Annotated in this window: 18 protein-coding genes; 14 read left to right on the top strand and 4 right to left on the bottom strand. The window is 62.7% G+C overall.

Features of this window, described 5'->3' with window-relative positions:
- Window positions 1–103: 103 nt before the first annotated feature.
- The 5 genes from PU133_RS12905 (at window position 104) to PU133_RS12885 (ending at window position 8,427) form a co-directional block, all read left to right on the top strand.
- Entirely contained in the window at window positions 104–880 is a 777-nt protein-coding gene (locus tag PU133_RS12905; RefSeq protein ID WP_404862032.1) for a PopZ family protein, read from the top strand.
- A 152-nt stretch (window positions 881–1,032) separates the two neighbouring features.
- Window positions 1,033–3,939 carry a valine--tRNA ligase gene (locus PU133_RS12900; protein WP_404862031.1) on the top strand — a complete coding sequence of 969 codons (2,907 nt, stop codon included), beginning with the start codon at window positions 1,033–1,035 and terminating at the stop codon, window positions 3,937–3,939.
- A 453-nt stretch (window positions 3,940–4,392) separates the two neighbouring features.
- The gene (locus PU133_RS12895) at window positions 4,393–5,637 is read left to right on the top strand and encodes an OmpP1/FadL family transporter (RefSeq protein ID WP_404862030.1); all 1,245 of its coding nucleotides are present in this window, start codon (window positions 4,393–4,395) and stop codon (window positions 5,635–5,637) included.
- A 266-nt stretch (window positions 5,638–5,903) separates the two neighbouring features.
- On the top strand, window positions 5,904–7,628 hold the full coding sequence (gene ilvD / locus PU133_RS12890) for a dihydroxy-acid dehydratase (RefSeq protein ID WP_404862029.1): 1,725 nt from the start codon (window positions 5,904–5,906) through the stop codon (window positions 7,626–7,628).
- 34 nt (window positions 7,629–7,662) lie between these two features.
- Complete coding sequence (locus tag PU133_RS12885; RefSeq protein WP_404864530.1) at window positions 7,663–8,427, top strand: tetratricopeptide repeat protein; 765 nt, start codon at window positions 7,663–7,665, stop codon at window positions 8,425–8,427.
- 18 nt (window positions 8,428–8,445) lie between these two features.
- On the opposite strand, the gene PU133_RS12880 is transcribed toward PU133_RS12885, so the two are convergent.
- From PU133_RS12880 to erpA, 4 genes are all read right to left on the bottom strand, one after another.
- The gene (locus PU133_RS12880) at window positions 8,446–8,631 is read right to left on the bottom strand and encodes a hypothetical protein (protein ID WP_404862028.1); all 186 of its coding nucleotides are present in this window, start codon (window positions 8,629–8,631) and stop codon (window positions 8,446–8,448) included.
- Window positions 8,632–8,803: 172 nt separating this feature from the next.
- Window positions 8,804–9,586: an exodeoxyribonuclease III gene (xth, locus tag PU133_RS12875; RefSeq protein WP_126010524.1), complete on the bottom strand. Its 783-nt coding sequence runs from the start codon at window positions 9,584–9,586 to the stop codon at window positions 8,804–8,806.
- Window positions 9,583–9,753 (bottom strand): hypothetical protein, encoded by a 171-nt coding sequence (locus PU133_RS12870; RefSeq protein WP_404862027.1) that lies wholly within the window; start codon window positions 9,751–9,753, stop codon window positions 9,583–9,585. Before PU133_RS12870 ends, xth begins: the two co-directional genes overlap by 4 nt.
- Before the next feature lie 97 nt (window positions 9,754–9,850).
- Entirely contained in the window at window positions 9,851–10,192 is a 342-nt protein-coding gene (gene erpA / locus PU133_RS12865; protein WP_404862026.1) for an iron-sulfur cluster insertion protein ErpA, read from the bottom strand.
- Window positions 10,193–10,334: 142 nt separating this feature from the next.
- Here erpA and PU133_RS12860 point away from each other — a divergent pair, with 142 nt between their 5' ends.
- The 9 genes from PU133_RS12860 (at window position 10,335) to tatC (ending at window position 22,020) form a co-directional block, all read left to right on the top strand.
- Window positions 10,335–11,543: a deoxyguanosinetriphosphate triphosphohydrolase gene (locus tag PU133_RS12860; RefSeq protein ID WP_404862025.1), complete on the top strand. Its 1,209-nt coding sequence runs from the start codon at window positions 10,335–10,337 to the stop codon at window positions 11,541–11,543.
- Window positions 11,544–11,626: 83 nt separating this feature from the next.
- Window positions 11,627–13,381 (top strand): arginine--tRNA ligase, encoded by a 1,755-nt coding sequence (argS, locus tag PU133_RS12855; protein WP_404862024.1) that lies wholly within the window; start codon window positions 11,627–11,629, stop codon window positions 13,379–13,381.
- Window positions 13,382–13,446: 65 nt separating this feature from the next.
- Entirely contained in the window at window positions 13,447–17,301 is a 3,855-nt protein-coding gene (locus PU133_RS12850) for an SPOR domain-containing protein (RefSeq protein ID WP_404862023.1), read from the top strand.
- A gap of 102 nt (window positions 17,302–17,403) precedes the next feature.
- Window positions 17,404–18,423, top strand: coding sequence for a beta-N-acetylhexosaminidase (gene nagZ, locus PU133_RS12845; protein ID WP_404862022.1), 1,020 nt, complete (start codon window positions 17,404–17,406; stop codon window positions 18,421–18,423).
- Window positions 18,424–18,436: 13 nt separating this feature from the next.
- A complete protein-coding gene (locus tag PU133_RS12840) occupies window positions 18,437–19,273 on the top strand; it encodes a segregation and condensation protein A (protein ID WP_404862021.1) in 837 nt (278 codons plus the stop codon).
- Window positions 19,266–19,973, top strand: coding sequence for an SMC-Scp complex subunit ScpB (scpB, locus tag PU133_RS12835; RefSeq protein ID WP_404862020.1), 708 nt, complete (start codon window positions 19,266–19,268; stop codon window positions 19,971–19,973). The genes PU133_RS12840 and scpB overlap by 8 nt, the downstream gene beginning before the upstream one ends.
- A gap of 168 nt (window positions 19,974–20,141) precedes the next feature.
- Window positions 20,142–20,354 carry a twin-arginine translocase TatA/TatE family subunit gene (locus tag PU133_RS12830; protein WP_126010517.1) on the top strand — a complete coding sequence of 71 codons (213 nt, stop codon included), beginning with the start codon at window positions 20,142–20,144 and terminating at the stop codon, window positions 20,352–20,354.
- A 47-nt stretch (window positions 20,355–20,401) separates the two neighbouring features.
- Entirely contained in the window at window positions 20,402–21,199 is a 798-nt protein-coding gene (gene tatB, locus PU133_RS12825) for a Sec-independent protein translocase protein TatB (RefSeq protein ID WP_404862019.1), read from the top strand.
- Window positions 21,196–22,020, top strand: coding sequence for a twin-arginine translocase subunit TatC (tatC, locus tag PU133_RS12820; RefSeq protein ID WP_404862018.1), 825 nt, complete (start codon window positions 21,196–21,198; stop codon window positions 22,018–22,020). The genes tatB and tatC overlap by 4 nt, the downstream gene beginning before the upstream one ends.
- Window positions 22,021–22,083: the final 63 nt, after the last annotated feature.

Here is a 22,083-nt window from a genome sequence, read left to right as displayed (position 1 = left end):
GGCCCACGGTCACCGGGGATTCTTTTCGTCGCATCAATCGCTTATGATCAACCCGAACGAATCGGGCCGATCAGGCCCGGCAGGCGGCGGTAAGAGGGCAACGATGGTACAGACGAGCGCGGCGCGAGAGCCTTCCATGGAGGAAATTCTGGCCTCCATCCGCCGGATCATCGAGACCAACGATGCGGCGTCGCCGGACCGCGGCGATAGCCGGCCCCAACTCGCTGCCGTGCGCGAGGTGCCTCCAGTGGCACAGCCCCAGAACAGCCAAGCCGACAATCACTCCCAGTCCCAGGCTGCACCTTCGCCAGCGGCGGCCCGAACCATTTCGCTCGCCGATGTTGCCGCGCGTCTTCGGTCGGCGCCGGATGCGCAACCGACACCGGACGCCGCAGCGCCTGCCGTGGAGGAAGAGGTCGCAAGGGCCATGACGGCGGATAGCCTCGAGCGCTTCGACAGCGAAGAGCTGGACGTCGCCGAGGACAATTCCGCGAGTGACCACTGGAACCGCTTGGCCGACGAGGATGATTTCGAAGAGCCGGCCGATGGAAGCGACTGGCCGGACCTCGACGCGATCGAGCAGTCCGCCTCCGTTCTTCACCTGCGCGAGCATGCTGCAGAGAAGGCGCATGACACGCGCACATCCACCGAGCAGAAGAGCGGCGAGCTCATCTCGAGTGCTGCCGGCGCCAAGGTCGCAGCGGCCTTCGAAGACCTGAACGAAGCGGTCGTGCGCGGCCAGATGCGGTCTTTCGACGACATCGCGGAGGACATGCTGCGTCCGATGCTGAAGGATTGGCTCGACGACAATCTGCCGACGCTCGTGGAACGCCTCGTGCGCGAGGAGATCGAGCGCGTCGCGAGGGGTGGTCGGCGCTAACTCCCGACGCCGCCTTGCACGCCAACTGACATCGCAAACTGCATCTGCAAGCGGGCAGGCCTGTAGAGCCTCGCTCGGCTGCGCATTCGGTTGACTCGGCGTCGGCCATCCGGTTTACACCGCACCACCAGTTCTCCCCGAAAGCCGCGTTGATGCTTGAAAAAACCTATGATGCACGGGCGATCGAGCCTGAAATTTCCAAGCGTTGGGAAGAGGCCGATGCCTTCCGCGCCGGTGCCGGTGCCAAGGAAGGGGCGGATCCCTACACCATCGTCATCCCGCCGCCGAACGTCACCGGCTCGCTCCATATGGGCCACGCGCTCAACAACACGCTGCAGGATGCGCTGATCCGTTTCGAGCGCATGCGCGGGAAGAACGTGCTGTGGCAGCCGGGCATGGACCACGCGGGCATTGCCACGCAGATGGTCGTCGAGCGCCAGCTTGCCGAACGCCAGGAGCCCAACCGCCGTGCCATGGGCCGCGACGCCTTCGTCGACCGCGTCTGGCAGTGGAAGGACGAGTCCGGCGGGATGATCATGAACCAGCTGAAGCGCCTCGGCGCATCGGCGGATTTCTCGCGCGAACGGTTCACCATGGACGAGGGCCTGTCCAAGGCAGTCCTGGAAGTGTTCGTCACGCTCTACAAGGAAGGCCTGATCTATCGCGGCAAGCGGCTGGTCAACTGGGACCCGAAATTCGAAACCGCGATTTCGGATTTGGAAGTCGAGAATCGCGAAGTCGAAGGTCAAATGTGGCACTTCAGGTATCCGCTGGCCGGCGGAGAAACCTACGAATATGTCGAGCGCGATGCCGATGGAAACGTCGTGCTCAGCGAGACCCGCGATTATATCGCGATCGCGACCACGCGCCCGGAAACGATGCTCGGCGACGGTGCCGTTGCCGTTCATCCATCGGATGAACGTTACGCGCCGATTGTCGGAAAGCTCTGCGAAATTCCCGTCGGGCCTAAAGAGCACCGCCGCCTGATCCCGATCATCACCGACGAATATCCCGACAAGGATTTCGGTTCCGGTGCGGTCAAGATCACCGGTGCGCACGACTTTAACGACTATGCTGTCGCCAAGCGCAACGACATCCCGCTCTACCGCCTGATGGACCTGACGGCCTCGCTGCGCACCGACGGCGAAGACTACGCGACCTGCGCCGCGCAGGCTGCTGAAATCGTCCGTTCGGGCGAACTGCCTGACGAAGCGACTATCGACGAGATCAATCTCGTTCCCGACGAATATCGTGGTCTCGACCGCTACGCCGCGCGTGAGAAGATCGTTCAGGCGATCAACGCGGAAGGTCTTGCGGTCATGACGACCGACGTCGAGGGCAACACCGTGCCCTTCGTCGAGACCAAGATGATCATGCAGCCCTTCGGCGATCGCTCCGGCGTCGTCATCGAGCCGATGCTGACCGACCAGTGGTTCGCCGATGCAGCGACATTGGCAAAGCCCGCCATTGCCTCTGTCCGCGAAGGCCGCACCAAGTTCGTTCCGAAGAACTGGGAAAAGACCTATTTTGAATGGATGGAAAACATCCAGCCCTGGTGCATCTCGCGCCAGCTGTGGTGGGGTCACCAGATCCCGGCCTGGTATGGGCCGGATGGCACCGTTTTCGTCGAAAAGACGGAAGAGGAGGCGCTCCACGCTGCCATCCAGCACTACATTTCGCATGAAGGCCCGTGGAAGGCCTGGATCGAGGAGAAGCTCGAGACCTACAAGCCAGGCGAGATCTTGACCCGCGACGAGGACGTGCTCGACACGTGGTTCTCCTCCGCGCTGTGGCCGTTCTCCACGCTCGGCTGGCCCGACAAGACGAAGGAACTCGACACCTATTACCAGACCGACGTCCTCGTCACCGGGTTCGACATCATCTTCTTCTGGGTCGCCCGCATGATGATGATGGGTCTGCATTTCATGGACGAAGAGCCGTTCCACACGGTCTATGTCCATGCGCTCGTTCGCGACAAGAACGGCGCGAAGATGTCGAAGTCGAAGGGCAACGTCATCGATCCGCTCGAACTCATCGACGAATATGGCGCCGACGCGCTGCGCTTCACGCTGGCGATCATGGCGGCTCAGGGTCGCGACGTGAAACTCGATCCGGCCCGCATCGCCGGCTACCGGAACTTCGGCACCAAGCTCTGGAATGCCACCCGCTTTGCCGAAATGAACGGCGCCATTCATGGCGGGGATGTCGATCCGGCATCGGCAAAGCTGCCGGTCAATCGCTGGATCCTGACCGAACTCACCCGGACCGCGCGTGAGATGACGCGCGCGATGGAAGAATACCGCTTCAACGAAGCCGCCGCGAGCGCCTACCGGTTCGTGTGGAACCAGGTCTGCGATTGGTATCTGGAGCTTTTGAAGCCCGTCTTCATGGCCGGCAGCGCGGACGAACAGGCCGAGGCGCGCGCCTGTGCCGGCTTCGTGCTCGATTCCATCTACCGCCTGCTGCACCCGTTCATGCCGTTCATGACGGAAGAGCTGTGGCGGGTGACGGCCACGGGCGAGGGCCGTGCGACGCTTCTGTGCCACGCCGAATGGCCCAACCCGGACTTCGCCGACGACGCGGCAGCCGGCGAACTCAATTGGCTGGTCGATCTCGTCACCGGCATCCGGTCGGCGCGTTCCGAGATGAACGTTCCACCTTCGGCAACGGCGCCGCTCGTCGTTGTTGGTGCCTCTGCCGACACCGTTTCGCGGCTGGAACGCCAGCGCGACGCCATCGGTCGTCTGGCGCGTGCCACGTCGATCGATCACGCAGAGGCCCCACCTCGCGGTGCCGCCCAGATTGTCGTGGGTGAGGCGACTTATTGCCTGCCGCTCGGCCAGTTGATCGACGTGGAGGCTGAAAAGGCCCGCCTCGACAAGGCGATCGGCAAGGTCGATGCGGATCTCGCCAAGATCGGCGGCAAGCTGTCGAACGAGAAGTTCGTTGCCAATGCCAAGCCCGAAGTGGTCGAAGCCGAGCGCGAGAAGCTTGCCGAACTCGAAGCCCAGCGTGCCGGGCTGGTCGCGGCCCGCGAGCGGATCGCAGCGGCCGACTGAGGATTCGGAAGGCGCGGACCGCAAGGAACCGCGCCTCCACGTCGCAGAGCGTGATCACTGCACCGCTCTGCCCATTGGCCTGGATGGCCTGGTTCATTCAATGTGAATCACTCGGGACCGTTGCCGGGAACCGGCGGCATCCGCCTCTTGCAGGACCTTACGTAAGGGCAGATCACGTCAGGAACGACGGATGGATTGCTTTGCGGCGGAATGTTGCGCAACAGCAACAAATCGCGGTGCAAGGCCGAAATTTGTCTCAAATCGGGCCGTTCGTGCCTCAATCCGGTTGAAATCCCGTCGCGATCACCCAATGGAGCGCGAAAAGCGAGCGCTTTTGAACCGCGTGTGTGCGCGTAGAAGAAATCGCCCAAATCGTACATATTGCCATTCCGCCGCGAACAAGTACCCATTCCAGCACGCTCGTTTGACTAGACTGATCGGGGAGGGGTTACCATGAAGCGTGCACTACTTATTTCGACGGCTCTTGGCGTCGCATTGTCAGCCAGCCAGGCTTTCGCCGGCGGCCTGGAACGCGGCGGCTACAACATCGATCTCCTGTTCGATCCAAGCGACTACGCAGCCGACGCCAGCGTGACCTACGTCATGCCGAAGCGCGATCTCGAAAACGTCCGCGACATCAATCCGGCCAACGGCGTTGGCTCGAACGGCATCGGTGGCGGTCGGACCAGCGGCGTTCGTGACACCGAAAGCTATGCCGTCCCGCGCGTCGGCTTCAAGGCCGGTTTCGCCGAAGCGGCAGACTGCCTCGTGCAGTACTCCCAGCCATGGGGTGCCCACTCGAACCCGGGTGCTGACTGGGTTGGCGCGAACTCGAACATCGAGACCAAGATCGACAGCCACAGCGCCGACTTTACCTGTTCCTATCGCTTCGCGGTCGGTCCCGGCCAGTTCCGCATCATCGGCGGTGGCTACTACCAGGAAGTCGAAGGCTTCAAGGAGCGTCTCGTCGCTCCGGTTCCTCTGCTCGCACCTGGTGCCGGCAGCGGCGTCGGTCGTCTGGATCTCGAAGGCAATGGCTGGGGCTATCGCGTCGGCGCCGCCTATGAGATGCCTGAGATCGCCCTTCGCGCGAGCCTCGTCTACAACTCCGAAGTCGATCTCGGCGACGTCACCGGCACGCTCGATCTGCGTCAGGTCCCCGGTGCCATCAATCCGGCAAACCCATTTCTCGGTCGCGTAACGGACGTGTTCGGCACGGCCACCATGCCTCAGAGCGTCGAGCTCAAGGTACAGTCGGGCATCGCGCCGGGCTGGCTCGCCTTCGGTAGTGTGAAGTGGGTCGACTGGAGCGTTCTTCAGACGCTGCCGTTCTGCCCCACCGCTTTCAGTGCTGTCCCCTGCACCGCGGGTGGCCCGACGCAGGCGACCTCGCTTGAGCTGCTCTACCAGGATGGCTGGACGGTGTCGGCCGGCATCGGTCACAAGTTCTCCGAGACGATCAGCGGTGCTGCGTCGCTCACCTGGGACCGTGGCACGGCAACGACGCTCGGCACCCAGACGGACACGTGGACGGTGTCCGGCGGCCTGTCCTACACGCCAAGCGAGATGGTGGAACTGCGCTTCGGCGGCGCGCTGGGCGTGCTGACCTCCGGATCGTCCATCGACGACGATGTCGCCTACGATTTCGGCAACGATTTCGTCGGTGCGATCCAGGCTGGGGCCCGCATCCGCTTCTGATACGAGCTTCAAGTGTTGACTGCGAAACCCGGCGCATGCGCCGGGTTTTTTTGTGCTTTGCTCTAAGTCTATTGCGCGCTGCTACTCTCACTTTGTTGCGATGTGGCGCTTTGGTCACAGTCGTGGGCAGACAAGTTTGCTAACCATTCCTCGGGCATGATCTGCCCCCGTGCCGCCACAAACCGGCGGCAGTTGGAGGGGGCTCGAAGGGGGACCGCGATGATCGCGGAGTTCGAGCGAGAGAGAGTGCCGGGGTCGGGTCATTCATGGACGTCAAGTCGTTCGACAAATCGAAACTTCCGAGCCGTCATACGACGGTAGGTCCGGCGCGGGCTCCGCACCGGTCGTATCTTTACGCCATGGGTCTCTCGGCTGAAGAGATCAACCAGCCACTCGTCGGCGTCGCCAGCTGCTGGAATGAGGCAGCGCCGTGCAACATCTCGCTGATGCGCCAGGCGCAGGTTGTGAAGAAGGGCGTTGCCGCCGCCCGGGGCACCCCGCGCGAATTCTGCACCATCACCGTCACCGATGGCATCGCCATGGGCCACCAGGGCATGAAGGCGTCGCTGGTGTCCCGTGACGTCATCGCCGACAGCGTCGAGTTGACGATGCGCGGCCATTGCTACGATGCCATCGTCGGTCTTGCCGGTTGCGACAAGTCGCTCCCGGGTATGATGATGGCGATGGTCCGTCTCAACGTGCCCTCGATCTTCATCTATGGCGGGTCGATCCTTCCTGGCTCGTTCCGCGGCCGCCAGATCACCGTTCAGGACGTCTTCGAGGCTGTGGGCCAGCACTCCGTTGGTGCCATGTCGGACGAGGACCTGCTCGAGATCGAACAGGTCGCCTGTCCCTCCGCTGGTTCCTGCGGCGCGCAGTTCACGGCCAACACGATGGCCACCGTCGCCGAGGCGATCGGCCTCGCGCTGCCCTATAGCTGCGGCGCGCCGGCGCCATACGAAATCCGCGACCGCTTCTGCTACGCCTCGGGCGAGAAGGTGATGGAGCTCATCGCCCGCAACATCCGTCCGCGCGACATCGTGACGAAGAAGGCGCTGGAGAATGCTGCAGCAGTGGTTGCCGCAACTGGCGGGTCCACCAACGCCGCACTGCATCTGCCAGCCATTGCGCATGAATGCGGCATCGAGTTCGATCTCTTCGACGTCGCCGAGATCTTCCGTAAGACGCCTTATATCGCCGATCTGAAGCCCGGCGGGCGCTATGTGGCCAAGGACATGTTCGAGGCCGGCGGTATCCCGCTCTTGATGAAGACCATGCTCGAGCACGGCTATCTTCATGGCGATTGCATGACCGTGACAGGCCGCACTATCGCCGAAAACATGGATTATGTCCGCTGGAATGAGCAGCAGGATGTCGTTCGCCCAGCCGACAAGCCCATTACGGCAACGGGCGGTGTCGTGGGGCTACGGGGCAACCTCGCGCCGGAAGGCGCGATCGTGAAGGTTGCCGGCATGACGAACCAGAAATTCTCCGGACCCGCACGCTGCTTCGACAGCGAGGAAGCCTGCTTCGAGGCCGTCAGCCAGCGCGCCTATAACGAGGGCGACGTGATCGTCATTCGCTACGAGGGCCCGAAAGGCGGCCCCGGAATGCGCGAGATGCTGGCAACGACCGCGGCGATCTATGGTCAGGGCATGGGCGACAAGGTCGCGCTTATCACCGATGGCCGTTTCTCGGGTGCGACCCGCGGTTTCTGCATCGGCCATGTCGGACCTGAAGCGGCCGAAGGTGGTCCGATCGGCCTGCTGCGCGATGGCGACATCATCGAGATCGATGCGGTCGCCGGCACGCTGAACGTCCAGCTAACGGACGAGGAACTAAAGGCCCGCGCTGCGGATTGGAGCCCTCGGGAAACGGACTACGCCTCGGGCGTGCTCTGGAAATACGCGCAGACGGTCGGATCGGCGCGCTATGGCGCTGTGACCCATCCCGGCGGCGCAAAAGAAAAACACTGCTATGCGGATATTTGACACCATGCTGCGTCGGTCGCGCCTTTGTCGGTTGATGGGTTTTGTCGCAAGCGTCGCGACGGTCTGCATCGCGGCGACCCCGTCGCGCGCTTTCGACCCCGATGCCGGCGTGACGCGCGAATCCGGTCCGTTCGATCTCTTCCGCTTCGGCTTTTCCGCCTACAAGAACGGCGACAAGGACGACGCCGTCGAAGCGTATCGCTACGCAGCCGAAAAGGGCCATCCCGGTGCCCGTTGGGCGCTTGCCAACATGTACGCCTATGGCGATGGCGTGGAAGAAAACGACTACGAAGCCTTCAAGATCTATAACGAGATCGCAAGGCAGGGCGTCGAGCCCGGGTCGGAAGATCTCGGCTACTTCGTCCACGCCCTCATGTCGCTTGCCGGCTACTACAAGCGCGGCATTCCGGGCAGCCCGGTGGCCGTCGATATGGTGCAGGCGCGCCAGCTCTATTTCCACGCTGCTTCGGCATTCGGCCTCGCCGACGCGCAGTTCGAGCTCGCTCGGCTGATGATGGACGGCTTGGGCGGCGACGACGATGTCCACCAAGCTAAGAAATGGCTGAACCGAGCGGCTCAGACGGGCCACGCGGGCGCTACAGCGCTTTTGGGCCATCAGCTCTTCACCGAAGGGCAGGTCGTCCGTGGCCTGGCTTACATGACGAGCGGCTTGGAACGGGCAGGCGACGCCGAAAAGATCTGGATCCGCACGTTGCAGGAGCAGGCGTTTTCAATCGCAGACGAAAACGACCGTCGCACAGCGATCGCACTGGCCCAGGATCTTATCGCAAGGCAGTAGCTGCTCAGTAGCTCCCGATCAGCAGGAGCCGGGCTGGCGCAGCCACGACGTGTTGTTGAGCTCCATGCCGCACAGCGCGTTGTAGCGCTCTCCATTGACCTCCAGGCAAATCGTGCCGCCCTGAGCCACACGCTGACCCTGGTGCCGGCATCGCCCGCCACGGCCCATCGCAGGGTCGTCGCCGCGGTCTTGGACCTCGCCCATCGCGCTTTGGCTGGGCCATTCCCGGGGCGGCTCCTGCGCGGCTGATCCGGTTGCCATCAGTGCCGATAGTAGAACAACTCGTCCCAGCGTTTGCATTGCGACACCTCCCGCGCTCCCATCCACAGGATGCGCCGGGTTTTCCCGACAAGCAATGTCACCGAGCTACAGGTGTTCAGAACGCCAGAACGGCCGCTGCGGGCACGTGGTCCGATGGCTTTTCCCAACTGCGCACCTGCCGATCGATGTCGGCGGATACGAGCTTTGACGCTGCTTCCGGCGACAGCAGCAGATGGTCGATGCGGATGCCGTTGTTCTTCTGCCAAGCGCCTGCCTGGTAGTCCCAGAAGGTGTAGAGGCCCGGCGCATCGCTGACCGCACGGATTGCGTCGGTCATGCCCAGGTTTTCGAGCATGCGGTAGGCGTTGCGCGTCTCGGGCTGGAAGAGAGCATCGCCGAGCCATGCATCCGCATTGTAGCAGTCGTAGGGCTCCGGAATGACGTTGTAGTCGCCGGCGATCACGATTGGCTCCTCGAGCGCGAGCCGCCCCTCCAGCCAGATGTGAAGCCGTTTCATCCACGCGAGCTTGTAGGGAAATTTCGGCGTGTCGATCGGATTTCCGTTGGGCAAATAGATGCAAGCGACCCGCACGACGCCGGAGGCGGTGGAAAAGACCGCTTCCATGAAACGCGCGTGGTCGTCCTCGTCGTCACCCGGAAGACCGCGAAGCACCTCGTCGGGCGAGGTGCGCGACAGGATGGCCACACCGTTGAAGCCCTTCTGGCCGTGAGTCTCCACATGGAAGCCGAGTGTCTCGATCTCCAGTCTCGGAAAGTTCTCGTCGACGGATTTGATCTCCTGAAGGCAGATCACGTCCGCATCCGTCTCCTTCAGCCAGGTGAGAAGATTGTCGAGCCGCGCCTTGATTCCGTTGATGTTCCAGGTGACGATTTTCATGCCGATGATCTCGCTCGGGTGGAAAGGCGCCGCGAGGCGACGATCGAAGAAATGGCGGCGGTCACCACGGGAAGGAGAACGAGGCTGATGCCGAATGCGAGCAGGGATAGATCATGTGGCTCGTCCGTCAAGGCATGGCGCAGTTCCGTGCCGATGATCACCAGCAACCCCGCTGAGATCATTGCGCCGAGGACGAAGCGCCGCGCGAGCAGCCCAGGCGAATAGCCGACATGCGCCGGCGGCTGAAACCGGCGCCTCAGCCGTTCAGATCGAGAAGCTGGTGCCGCAGCCACAGGACGCGATCGCGTTCGGATTGCGGATCTGGAAGCTCTGGCCCATCAGGTCATCGACAAAATCGATCTCCGAGCCGGCCATGTAGACGAGTGACATGGAATCGATCAGCACTTTGCCGCTCTCGCCGCCAAGAACCAGGTCGTCGTCCTGTTGGTCGTCAACCAGATCGAACTTGTAGGAAAATCCTGAGCAGCCGCCGCCTTCGACCGAGACGCGCAGAGCCGTTTTGGACGGCTCGGCCGCAACGATCTCCGCAACGCGCCGGGCGGCAGCATCCGACAATGTCACTTTCTGGATATCTTGGATGGTCATGATCACTCCGTCGACAGGGCCGCGCGAGAGGCAGCAGAAATTCCTGTAACTATATATCTATAGGTATGAAGCAGGCGAGGGGGCGTCAATGGCGCTCGCCTCGTGCTTCAGACGTGAATGCGGCTTCAAGGGATGGGCGGAGATGCTGGACAAGAGCCTTCTGGGCTACGGATTTTGCGAGCGGGCACCGTATGCGGCAGACCCGGCGCGCACGCGCGGCCGGCTGGCTCCCGAAGAGCAAAGCCGCACCCGCTCCGATTTCCAGCGGGACCGCGACCGCATCATCCATTCCACCGCCTTCAGGCGGCTTGCACACAAGACGCAGGTTTTCGTGGCGCTTGAAGGCGACCACTACCGCACGCGCCTCACACACACGATGGAAGTGGCCCAGATCGCTCGCGGTCTCGCCCGTGCGCTGCGGCTTGACGAAGATCTCGCAGAGGCTGTCGCCCTCGTGCATGATTTCGGCCATACGCCCTTTGGCCACACGGGCGAGGATGTGCTCGACGAGGTCTTGGGTCACTGTGGCGGCTTCGACCACAACGCGCAGTCGTTGCGCATCGTCACCGCGCTGGAGCGCCGCTACGCGAATTTCGATGGCCTGAACCTCACCTGGGAGACGCTCGACGGCCTGGTCAAACACAACGGCCCGTTGATTGGCCCGCATGCAAACGGGAAACCGGTGCCGAAGCCGATCCTTGATTTCGACGCCCACCTCGATCTGGAACTCGACAGTTTCGCGAGCCTGGAAGCGCAGGTGGCGGCGATCGCGGACGATATCGCCTACAACACCCACGACATCGATGACGGCCTGCGCGCCGGCCTGCTGACACTGGAGATGCTGGAGGAGTTGCCATTCCTGGCCGAAATGCTCGCATCGATGCGGGCGCAGCACCCGAAGCTCGAGGCCGACCGCATCGCCCATGAGATCATGCGCCGGCAGATCACCTCCATGGTCGAAGATGTCATCACCGTCGCTCAAACCCGCATCGCGGAAGTCAATCCGCAATCGTCCGCCGATGTCCGCGCCGCGGGCCGGGCATTTGCCGTCTTCTCTGATGAAATGGCCGCGACAGACAAGGCACTGAAGCGTTTCCTGTTCGCCAACCTCTATCGCCATCCGGATGTCATGCGGGTTCGCAAGGCGGCGGCCCAGGTGCTGCATGACCTGTTTGACGCCTTGATGGACGATCCAAGCCTGATGAAAGGTCATTTCTGGCAGGACGGCGTCGTGGGGGCATCGGGCGACGACAAGGCGCGCCACGTTGCCGACTATCTGGCCGGGATGACGGACACCTACGCGCTGTCGATGCACCGGCGATTGTTTGACCATACGCCTGAATTGCGTTAGCGCAGGCCCGACTTCCCGCTTCCCCGTCGTGACCGCGTGCGAGCTCTTCAACGCCGTGAACGACTGCATTTCGGACTGAAACGATGAATCTGTTCAAAGACTTCGAAGGCCGCATCAAGAACGGGCTTCAAACCCTTGAAGACATTGCAGCTGCCGAAGGTCTGCCGCTCGATCGCATTGCCGTGGAGCCGCCACGCGACACCTCCCATGGCGACGTTGCGACGAATGCGGCGCTGGTTCTCGCCAAGCCGCTGGGTATGAACCCGCGAGCGCTTGCCGAACGCATCGTACCGGTTCTGGAAGCCGACCCCGACATCGCTGCCGTCTCGATCGCGGGGCCTGGCTTCATCAACATGAAGCTGTCGCCGGCCTATTGGCAGAAGCTTCTTGCCTATGTCCTGAAGCAGGGCACCGATTTCGGCCGCTCCGAGCTCGGCGCCGGCAAGGCCGTCAACGTCGAATATGTTTCGGCCAACCCGACGGGCCCGATGCATGTTGGCCACTGCCGCGGCGCCGTCGTGGGCGACACGCTCGCCAACCTGCTTGGCTTTGCTGGCTACGAAGTCACCAAGGAATATTACATCAACGACGCCGGCGCGCAGATCCAAGTCCTCGCCCGCTCCGCCTATCTCCGTTACCGCGAAGCGCTTGGCGAAACGATCGGCGAGATCCCGTCCGGTCTCTATCCGGGCGACTATCTCGTGCCGGTGGGCGAGGCGCTGAAGGCGGAATTCGGCGATGATCTGAAGCATATGCCGGAAGAGGAATGGCTGCCGCTCGTCTCGGATCGCGCGATCGACGCCATGATGGTGATGATCCGCGCCGATCTCGCCCAGCTGAATGTGGTGCACGACGTTTTCTATTCGGAACGCTCGCTTCATGCCGGGAGTGGCGGCGCGATCCTGTCGGCGATCAACGATCTGACCTTCAAGGGCCACGTCTACAAGGGTACGCTGCCGCCGCCGAAGGGCCAGCTGCCGGAAGACTGGGAAGATCGCGAGCAGACGCTTTTCCGCTCGACCGCTGTTGGCGATGACATTGATAGGCCGCTGGTGAAATCCGACGGAACCTTCACGTATTTTGCCGCTGACGTCGCCTATTTCCGCGACAAGTTCGAGCGCCATTTCGACGAGATGATCTACGTGCTCGGGGCCGACCACGGCGGCTACGTGAAGCGGCTTGAAGCCGTTGCGCGCGCGGTGTCCGAAGGCAAGTCCAAACTGACGGTGCTTTTGTGCCAGCTCGTCAAGCTCTACCGCAACGGCGAGCCCGTCCGCATGTCGAAGCGCTCCGGCGATTTCGTGACGCTGCGTGAGGTGGTCGACGAGGTCGGCCGCGACGCCGTGCGTTTCATGATGATCTATCGCAAGAGCAGCGAGCCGCTCGATTTCGATTTCGCCAAGGTCACCGAGCAGTCGAAGGATAACCCGGTTTTCTATGTGCAGTATGCCCATGCGCGCTGCGCCAGCGTGATGCGGCAGGCGGCGGAGGCCTTTCCCGATGCAGCACTCGACGATGCCGCATTCGCCGAAAATCTCGACCTGTTGACCGACCCAAGCGAATTGCAGCTGATCGGCAAACTCGCCGAATATCCGCGTATGGTGGAAAGCGCCGCCATCGCACAGGAGCCGCACAAGATCGCATTCTACCTCTACGATCTGGCCAGCGAATTTCACGGCCACTGGAACAAGGGGAAGGATTTCCCTGAATTACGCTTTGTTAACGATAAAAATCGAGAATTAAGCTTCGCCAGACTGGGTCTGGTGCGCGCAGTCGCCGCAGTCCTTCGTTCCGGACTGACCTTGACCGGCACTGAAGCACCAGAAGAAATGCGGTAGCAAAGCCACCATTTCCCCACAATAGTCTGGCATCCGAAACTGGTTTTGCGGGCGAGTGAGTGGTTATGGCTGACAATCAAAGGACGCGTTACACGGGTAGAGACGCGCCGTTCCTGTCGGATGGCGATCCTCTCGCGGAGCTCGCACGTATTGCGGGCTTCGACCAGCCCGAGGAGCAAGTGGTCGAACAGCACTCGACTTCGGCCGAGGACGCGGATGCATCCGCATTCGACCTCGAAGCCGAACTCATGCGCTCGATCGGCCTCGAAGACGCACCTGAGATCACGCCGGAGACGGTCGAGATTCAGCCTTCGGAAAGCCATCAGCCTGTCGAACTGAGCGAAGAGGAAATTCCGGCCTTCCTCAAAGCGCGCCCGGCGCCGGTCGAATCGGATGCGCCGCCTGCTACTGAAAATACTCCGCCGGTCCTTGTCGAAGAGCCAGTCATGGCCTCGGCCGCCGACGAAGCCTTGCCAGACCAGTCCGGGCTCGCTGACGAATTGCTGATGGCCGAACCGTCCGTGCCGGAGGTCGATCTTCAGTCTGCCGCCAATGCTGAACTTGCCATCGATCAGCGCCTGGAAGCCGTTGGCGAAAGTGCGCCTGCCGGCGAGACCGATGACGCTGTTGCGGCAGAGGCAGAACTCGAGGCGAGCCCGTCCGCGCCGATCGAGCTTGCGGAAGAAGCGACCATCGAAGCGGAGTTTGGTGGGGTCGAGGAGTTCGATGCCCCTGAGTTCGATGCCACTGAGGAGGCGCAACTCAGCGACGAGATCCTGCGTTCGTTCGACGAGGACCTCGAAACAGCTTTGCTCGACGAGCCGGCCGTCGAGGCTTGGGAGCCGGCCACGGCGTCAAGCCCGCTGCCGGCGCTGGCCGCCTATGCTCAACCGGCCGACACCAGTGCTCTGACTGATTTTTCAGCGCTCGATACTTCCGATGACGATGCCGTCTGGCGCGAGATGGTGCAATACGCGCTGCCCGGAAACGAAGCGCAGGCCGTCGCAGCCGCGCCTGCGGTGATGGCGCCCGAGCAAGTTGAAACTGCGCCTGTTGAGCCTGAGTATCACGATGCCGGGATCGTAGCCGAAGAAGCCCCGTTCGAGCCTGTCGCAGCGGAGCCGATCGCGGCCGCCGTCGCCCCCGCTCCCCTCGTCGACGATGGTCATTGGGATATCGCAGACGAGCTTGAGGCCGCATTTGCCGACTACGGCTCGCCAAAGGCCGAGCCGGCCGCCGAAGTAACGGTCCCCGAGGCCGAGGTTGAACCTCTAGCTCCGACGGTTGAGTACTCGGAAGACCTGTCGCATCCCATCGAAGAGGACCTTACCGAGGCATATGAAGCTCTTCCGTTCCAGGCCGAAGAGCAAAACACTGGGGCCTATGCCGAACCGGTTGCCCTGGAAGCGGAGGCCTTCGAACCAGCAGTTGGAGCCGAAGATGCCTATTACGAAAGCTCCGACGAGCCTGCCGTAGCGTTCGCACCGGAGCCTCAGCCAGAGCCAGAAATCGAGCTCGATTTCTCGGCACTTGAGAATCTTGATTTCGACGAACCCCAGGACCTGTTCCACAACGAGCCGGTGTACACACCCGCCTACGAGGCGCTGTCCTTCACGCCCGAAGCACCTGAAGCTCCGCAACCGGATCCGTTCATAGAAGAACTCACGATCACGGATCTGGAGTTCGATGAGCCGGCGCCTAGTGAGAGTGCTGCGGAGCAAGAATCCGTGGATATCGAGCCGGTGTCATCTGCGGATCCGTCGATCAGTGACGGACAGGACATCAATTTCGATTTCTCGGATTTCGAATTCGAACTGCAGGATGTCGGGGCAGCCGATCCCGTGCCCGCGGAACACGCTGCTGCACCCGATCAAGCGAACGAGGCACCGGTTGCCGAGGACGCTAGCTGGCAGGATCAGCCGTCTGAACCGATCATCCAGCCGGCACCGATTGCCGCCGCGGCAGCAGCGGTCGCCGCTGCGCCGACCTTGGCATCGCTCCTCGGTCGGCGGGCGAGCGACCCTGCGCCAGCCCGCGCCGAACCTGTGCGAAACGACTATTCCCGCGTCGAATCGCAGCGGAGCGAGCCAGCCCGTCCCGAGCCGACGCGCATCGAGCCCACCCGCATCGAGCCGGCCCGCATCGAGCCGGCCCGTCAGGAAGCATTGTCGTTCGAAGCGGCCATTGCCTCGCGGCCAAAACCTATCCGACAGGAACCGGCCGCGCCGGCGGTGCTGCCTTTCGAATTTCATGATGTTGCCGACACGAGCGACGTGATCGAACCGGTCCGTGAAATCGAAGTGCCCGACCTGCCGGAAGACGAAGAGGTTCCCCGCGCAGACACGAGCGACGATTTCGACCTATCGGGTCTCGAAGCGGAATTCGCCGACATTCTGGCACGCAACGAGCCGAACGAGGCTGCCGAACCATCGACAGCACAAAACAGTGCCGCTTCGGCTGTTGTCATTCCGCTGGCAGCCGCAAGACCCGAAGCTGCGCGGCCGCTTCCGGACCAGATCGATTTCACCGATTTCGATTTTGGCCAGGCCACTCGCCCATCCAGCACTGCTCCCGACCATGACAATGAACGGGATGTCGACGATATTTCGTTCGCCGACCTGGAGCGCGGAGAGATCGCCCCAGGCGCGGTTGCTCAAGGAGCCGCTGCAAGGCGCCCTGCATGGAAAACGGGCGCTGCGGCGCTCGCCATCATCGCTGCTGCCGGTCTTGCCGCGTATGCCTTCATGGGCAGCCCCGGCGGCGATAGCGGCGAGCCACGCATCATCGCGGCGAGTGAAGAGCCGATCAAAGTCGCGCCCGAAGATCCGGGCGGCCGTACCGTTCCGAACCAGGATCAGGCCGTTTATGGACAGGTCGACGGCAGCAGCGCCAATGGCGACGACATCAATCTGATTTCCCGTGCCGAAGAACCCGTCGACGTGGTTCAACGCACGGTCGATCCCAATGTGCTGCCGCTTGAGGGCCGCCCGTTCTCCGGCGGAGCGCCCGAAGACGACATGGACGTGATGGATGAGGATGTGGCGGGCCTCGGCGAAGGCAATCTCGCCATGCGCGGCGCCGTCAGCGACGAGGATCCGCTGGGTGTCGCACCCCGCATGGTTCGCACCTCCGTTGTCCGTGCCGATGGAACGCTCGTTCCTGCCGCGCCGGTGGATCTCTCGGCAGCAGCCGATGTCCCGGTCGTTGGTCAGGATGCGCAACTCCCTGGCGACGAGGCTGCGGGCATTGCCTCGATCAGCGACCAGGCGGCTCTGGATGCCACGCAACTGATTGCAGCCGCCGAAGCGGGCGCAGGTCTTACCGATGGAACCGCTCAGGTGCCGGCGGATCAGGCTGCTGCGGCGTCACCAGCGCCGGGTGTCCCGCTGCCGCAGCCTCGGCCAGATGCAGCTTCCGCGCCCGCTGTGGCGAGCGAGCGGCTTCAGGCCGAAGTGCCAGCGGCTTCAGCGGAATCGGTTGCGCCGGTGAGGACGGTTCAAACGACGACCTTCAGCAATCCGGCTCAGCCGACGCCGGGCGATCGGCCGGCAGACCAGCCGGTGACGATCGTCGGCCAGACATCGCCAGCTGCCGGGCAAGCGCCGCAGCCGGCGGCACCCGCCGAGCAGCCTGTGCAAACGGCTGCCGTTGCGCAGTCCGGTGCGCTCGACAATCCGGGCGGCTATGTCGTGCAGATCGCCTCGCAGCCCACGCAAGAATCGGCACAGTCGACCTATAACAGCCTGGCTTCGCGCTACGGCTCGATCATCGGCGGACGGCAGGTTCAGATCCAGGCCGCCGAAATCCCTGATCGCGGAACGTTCTACCGCGTTCGGGTCGCAGGCGGTTCGCGCGAAGAGGCTGTGGCACTGTGCGAGCGGTACCAGGCGGCCGGTGGCAGCTGCTTCGTCGCCCGCTGAGGCGAAGTTCTGACCACGAGGCTTTGGGGGCGGAGCGTCTAAAGATGTTGATGGCCGGGTGGCGTGCTACCCGGTCTCTGCCTCGGTCGCTATCATGGCGGAATGACCGAATCAAAAGCGATGATCCTGGGCCTCAAAGGTCCTGAAATTCTTCCGGAAGAGCGCAGCTTCTTCGAAGCAGAGCGCCCCTGGGGCTTCATTCTTTTCTCCCGAAACATCGTTGATGCCGACCAGCTTCGTGCGCTGACTGCCGACCTTAGGTCGTTCGCAGGCGACCGGCCCCTGCCGATTTTCATCGATCAGGAAGGCGGACGGGTTCAGCGTTTGCGGCAGCCATTCGCGCCCAACTATCCACCGGGCGCCCGCCTGGGCGACATCTATCGCCAGGACCGCCAGAGCGGCCTCCGCGCTGCCTGGCTACTGTCACGCATCCACGCCTTCGACCTCAACCGTTTCGGGATCAATGCCGATTGCCTTCCGGTTCTCGACATTCCCGTTCCCGGCAGCCACGACGTGATTGGTGATCGTGCCTATGGCACCGATCCGGTCACGGTCGCGGAGATGGGCGAGGCGGCAATGCAGGGTCTTCTCGCGGGTGGCGTTCTTCCAGTCATCAAGCACATTCCCGGCCACGGCCGGTCACGTGGCGATTCGCACCTTGAACTGCCGGTGGTGGACGAACCGCTCGAAGAACTGGAAGCGACCGATTTCAAGCCTTTTGCCGCACTGAACAGGGCGCCGATGGCAATGACCGCGCATGTCGTCTACCGGGCGATCGATCCCGATCATCCGGCGACGACCTCCAAAAAGGTCATCGCCGACATCATCCGCGGCCAGATGGGCTTCGACGGGTTATTGATGTCGGACGATGTGTCCATGAAGGCGCTGGCCGGCTCTTTTGCTGACCGGACACGGGCGATCTTTGCTGCCGGTTGCGATGTGGCCCTGCACTGCAATGGCGACATGGACGAGATGACCGCCATTGCAGCCGAGACGCCCCTCCTTGAAGGCCGTCCGCTCGAACGTGCCAAAGCCGCGCTTGAAGGCTTGTCGTACAGGGACGATGCGGACGAGCGCGCCATTCGCGACGAATTCGAAGGACTGACCCAAGCCGTGGCTTGAGAGGGCTGTTCAGATGCTGCCGAAGCCTGTCGAAAGCGCAAGCCAGACAACCGTCAGCCCGGCGGAGTCGACGCCCTGGGATGCGCCCGAGCGCCGACCCGAAGAAGCTCTGCATATCGACGTGGATGGTTTCGAAGGCCCGCTCGATCTGCTGCTGCATCTCGCGCGGCACCAGCGTGTCGATCTGGCACGGATTTCGATCCTCGCACTTGCCGAGCAATACCTGGATTTCATCGACCAGGCGCGAAAGGTTCGGCTCGAACTCGCGGCCGATTACCTCGTCATGGCGGCCTGGCTTGCGTTCTTGAAATCGCGCCTGCTTTTGCCAAAGCCCGCCAAGGACGATGGGCCAAGCGGCGAGGAGCTGGCAGCGCAACTCGCCTTCCGGCTGAAGCGGCTCGAAGCCATGCGCGAGGCTGCAGCCCGCCTCGTCAACCGCAACCGGCTTGGCCGCGACGTCTTCGCGCGTGGGGCGCCGGAGGAGATCGAGGTCGAACGCGGCTCGAAGTTCCAGGCCTCGCTCTATGATCTTCTGATCGCCTATGCCTCTCAGCGCCAGCGGCTCGCCGTCACAACGGTCACGATCGCCTCGCGTGCGGTCTGGTCGCTTGCCGATGCCCGCGCGATCCTCACCCGCATGGTTGGCACGATTGAGGAGTGGACGGCGCTCGACCAGTTCCTCGTGCGCTACCTGTCGCGGCCCGAGGAGCGCGCCAGTGCCATGGCCAGCGCTTTCGCGGCATCGCTGGAACTGGTGCGGGAAGGGCACCTGGACATCCGCCAGGCCGAGCCCTTCGCCCCCATCTACCTGCGCCGGGGCCCCAAGGCGGGTGCACAACCCAATGGCTGATATCGTTCCTCTGAAGCCTGGTCAGAACGGCACGTCGTCCGGGCTCGACGCCGAAATCGATGAAGCTGCGCGCATCGCGGAAGCGCTGATTTTTGCTTCGGCCGAACCGGTCGACGAAGCGCTGATCGTCCGCAAGCTGCCACAGGGCATCAACGTGCGCGTCGTCATGGATCGGCTCATGCACCACTATGCCGACCGCGGCGTGAACCTGGTCAGGGTCGGCGATGCCTGGGCGTTTCGCACTGCCGCCGATCTTGCCTTCCTGATCCGGGACGACAAGACCGAGATACGCAAATTGTCGCGGGCAGGTCTCGAAGTGCTCGCGATCATCGCCTATCACCAGCCGGTAACACGGGCCGAAATCGAAGAAATCCGGGGTGTGGCGACGTCGAAAGGCACGCTGGACGTGTTGCTGGAATCCGGCTGGGTCCGCATGCGCGGCCGGCGCCGGTCGCCGGGCCGCCCGGTGACCTATGGAACCACGAACGGCTTCCTCGACCATTTCGGCCTGGCCGAGCTCGGGGATCTGCCGGGGGTGGAGGAATTGAAGGGCGCCGGTCTCCTCTCCGGACGCATTCCGGCCAATTTCAGCTTCCCAATGCCGGGAGAGGGCGAGGAACTCGCCGAGGACGAGGACCCGATCACGCAGATGGACCTCGAAGAACTCGGCCTGCTTGCGCCACGCGGCGAAGAGAATTGAATTCACCGCGGAATAGATCGAGCGGCCAGCCGTTTATCAGCTTGAAGACTGATGCCCAATCGATTGCACGTGCGCAATGATTGGGCTAACCACTGGCAGGATTGAATTTGAAAGGGGCTGGCTCGTATCCCACATGAGGGAAGCGGGCGTGCCGCATGGGAGAATGTGATGGGTAGCTTTAGCATCTGGCACTGGCTGATCGTTCTGGTCGTCGTTCTGCTTCTTTTCGGCCGTGGCAAGATCCCCGAGCTGATGGGCGACGTCGCAAAAGGCATCAAGAGTTTCAAGCGGGGCATGAGCGACGACGAGACTGCGGCAACGCCGGACAGCTCCAAGACGGTCGAGCACCAGGCTGAAGAGCGCAAGGATCGGGTGAGCTAAGTCGGTCCGACCGTCTTTAGAGCTCAGCGCGAGGAGCGTTCACTTCCATGTTGGACTTAGGTTGGGGAGAAATCCTCGTCATCGCGATCGTGCTGATCCTCGTCGTCGGCCCGAAGGACTTGCCGCGCGTGTTGCGGACATTCGGGCGGACGATGACGAAGCTCAGATCCATGGCCGGCGAATTCCGCAGCCAATTCGACGAGGCTCTGAAGGAAGCGGAGCTCGATGACGTTCGAAAGACCGTCAACGACGCTCGTAGTCTCAATCCCGCCCGCGAATTGCGCGATGCGCTGAACCCGCTGAAGCAGGCGGGCGACGACCTTCGCTCCGACATCAACAAAGCCATGCGCGACAAGCCTACCGTCGCGCAAAAGGACCCGTCGGCTCCGGCGCCTGGTTCGAACGCCGCAAATCCGGCGCCTGCATCTACGCCGCCAGCAGTCGCGGCTGCGTCGTCTGCCGCGGCCTCCGGCGCTGCAGCGTCGACCTCATCCACTTCGGCCTCATCTGCAGTCCCTGTTTCAAAACCGGACGCAGTTGCCAAGCCAGTAGCGGCCGCCAAGCAAGTTGCTCCAGCCAAATCGACGACATCCGCTAAGCCGGCTGCGTCCGCCAGCGCCGCGCCGAAAAGCGCGGCAGGTATCGCCAAGCCGGAAGCAGTAAGTGCGACAACGGTTGGTGCGCCGCCGAGCAGCGTGCGCAAGCCAGCTGCAACGAAAACCCCAAGAGCGAAGCCGGCGTCGTCGGCCGGTGCCGTCAATCCGAAGCCGAACCAGGCGTCTGCCGATAAGCCTGCTGCCGCGCCAAGAGCCCGTCAGGCAGCAAAAAAGACAGGTGAAGCGTGAGCGCGGACATTGAGGACAAGCCCCAGCCACTGATCGAGCATCTCATCGAGCTTCGTTCGAGGCTGATGTGGGCTGTCGGCGCCTTCTTCCTCGCCTTCCTCGTCTGCTTTTTCTTTGCTCAGCCGCTGTTCAACATCCTCGTCTATCCATTCCAGTGGGCCGTCGTCTGGGCCGGGCTGGACGGCCGCGAAGTCGAGCTGATCTACACGGCGCCGCAGGAATTCTTCTTCACGCAGATCAAGATCGGCATGTTCGGCGGCCTGGTGCTCGCCTTTCCGGTGATCGCGGCGCAGATCTACAAATTCGTGGCTCCAGGCCTCTACAAGAACGAGAAGCAGGCATTTCTGCCGTTCCTTGTGGCTTCACCGATCCTGTTCCTGCTCGGTGGCGCGCTCGTTTATTTCTTCTTCACGCCCATGGTCATGTGGTTCTTCCTGGCCATGGAGCAGACCGGCGCAGGCGGCGAGGTCGCGATCCAGTTGCTCCCGCGCGTCTCGGAATATCTCGGTCTAGTCATGACCTTGATCTTCGCGTTCGGCCTGGTGTTCCAGTTGCCGGTCGTCACGACGCTGATGGTCAAGTCCGGCTTGATCACCGTTCAGTCGTTGATCGACAAGCGCAAATTCGCGATCGTGATCGCCTTCGTGGCCGCCGCCATCCTGACCCCGCCGGATCCGGTCAGCCAGATCGGTCTCGCGCTGCCCACGATCCTTCTTTACGAGATCTCCATCTGGATCGGTCGTCGCATCGAACGCCAGCGCAAGGAAGATGAGGCGAAAGCCGAGGTCGCAGAGCAGGCAACGGTGCCAGTCAAGGACTGATTGTCCGAGTGGGAGTGCGTGTCGCGAGGGGCGGGGCTTCCGCTTGCCTCTCAAATCGCGTAG

Origin of the sequence: Georhizobium sp. MAB10 (assembly GCF_045012825.1) — a bacterium.
GTDB classification, from domain to species: Bacteria; Pseudomonadota; Alphaproteobacteria; order Rhizobiales; family Rhizobiaceae; genus Georhizobium; species Georhizobium profundi.
Note: the sequence above shows the minus strand (reverse complement) of the source record. Positions and strands in the feature narration are given on the sequence as shown.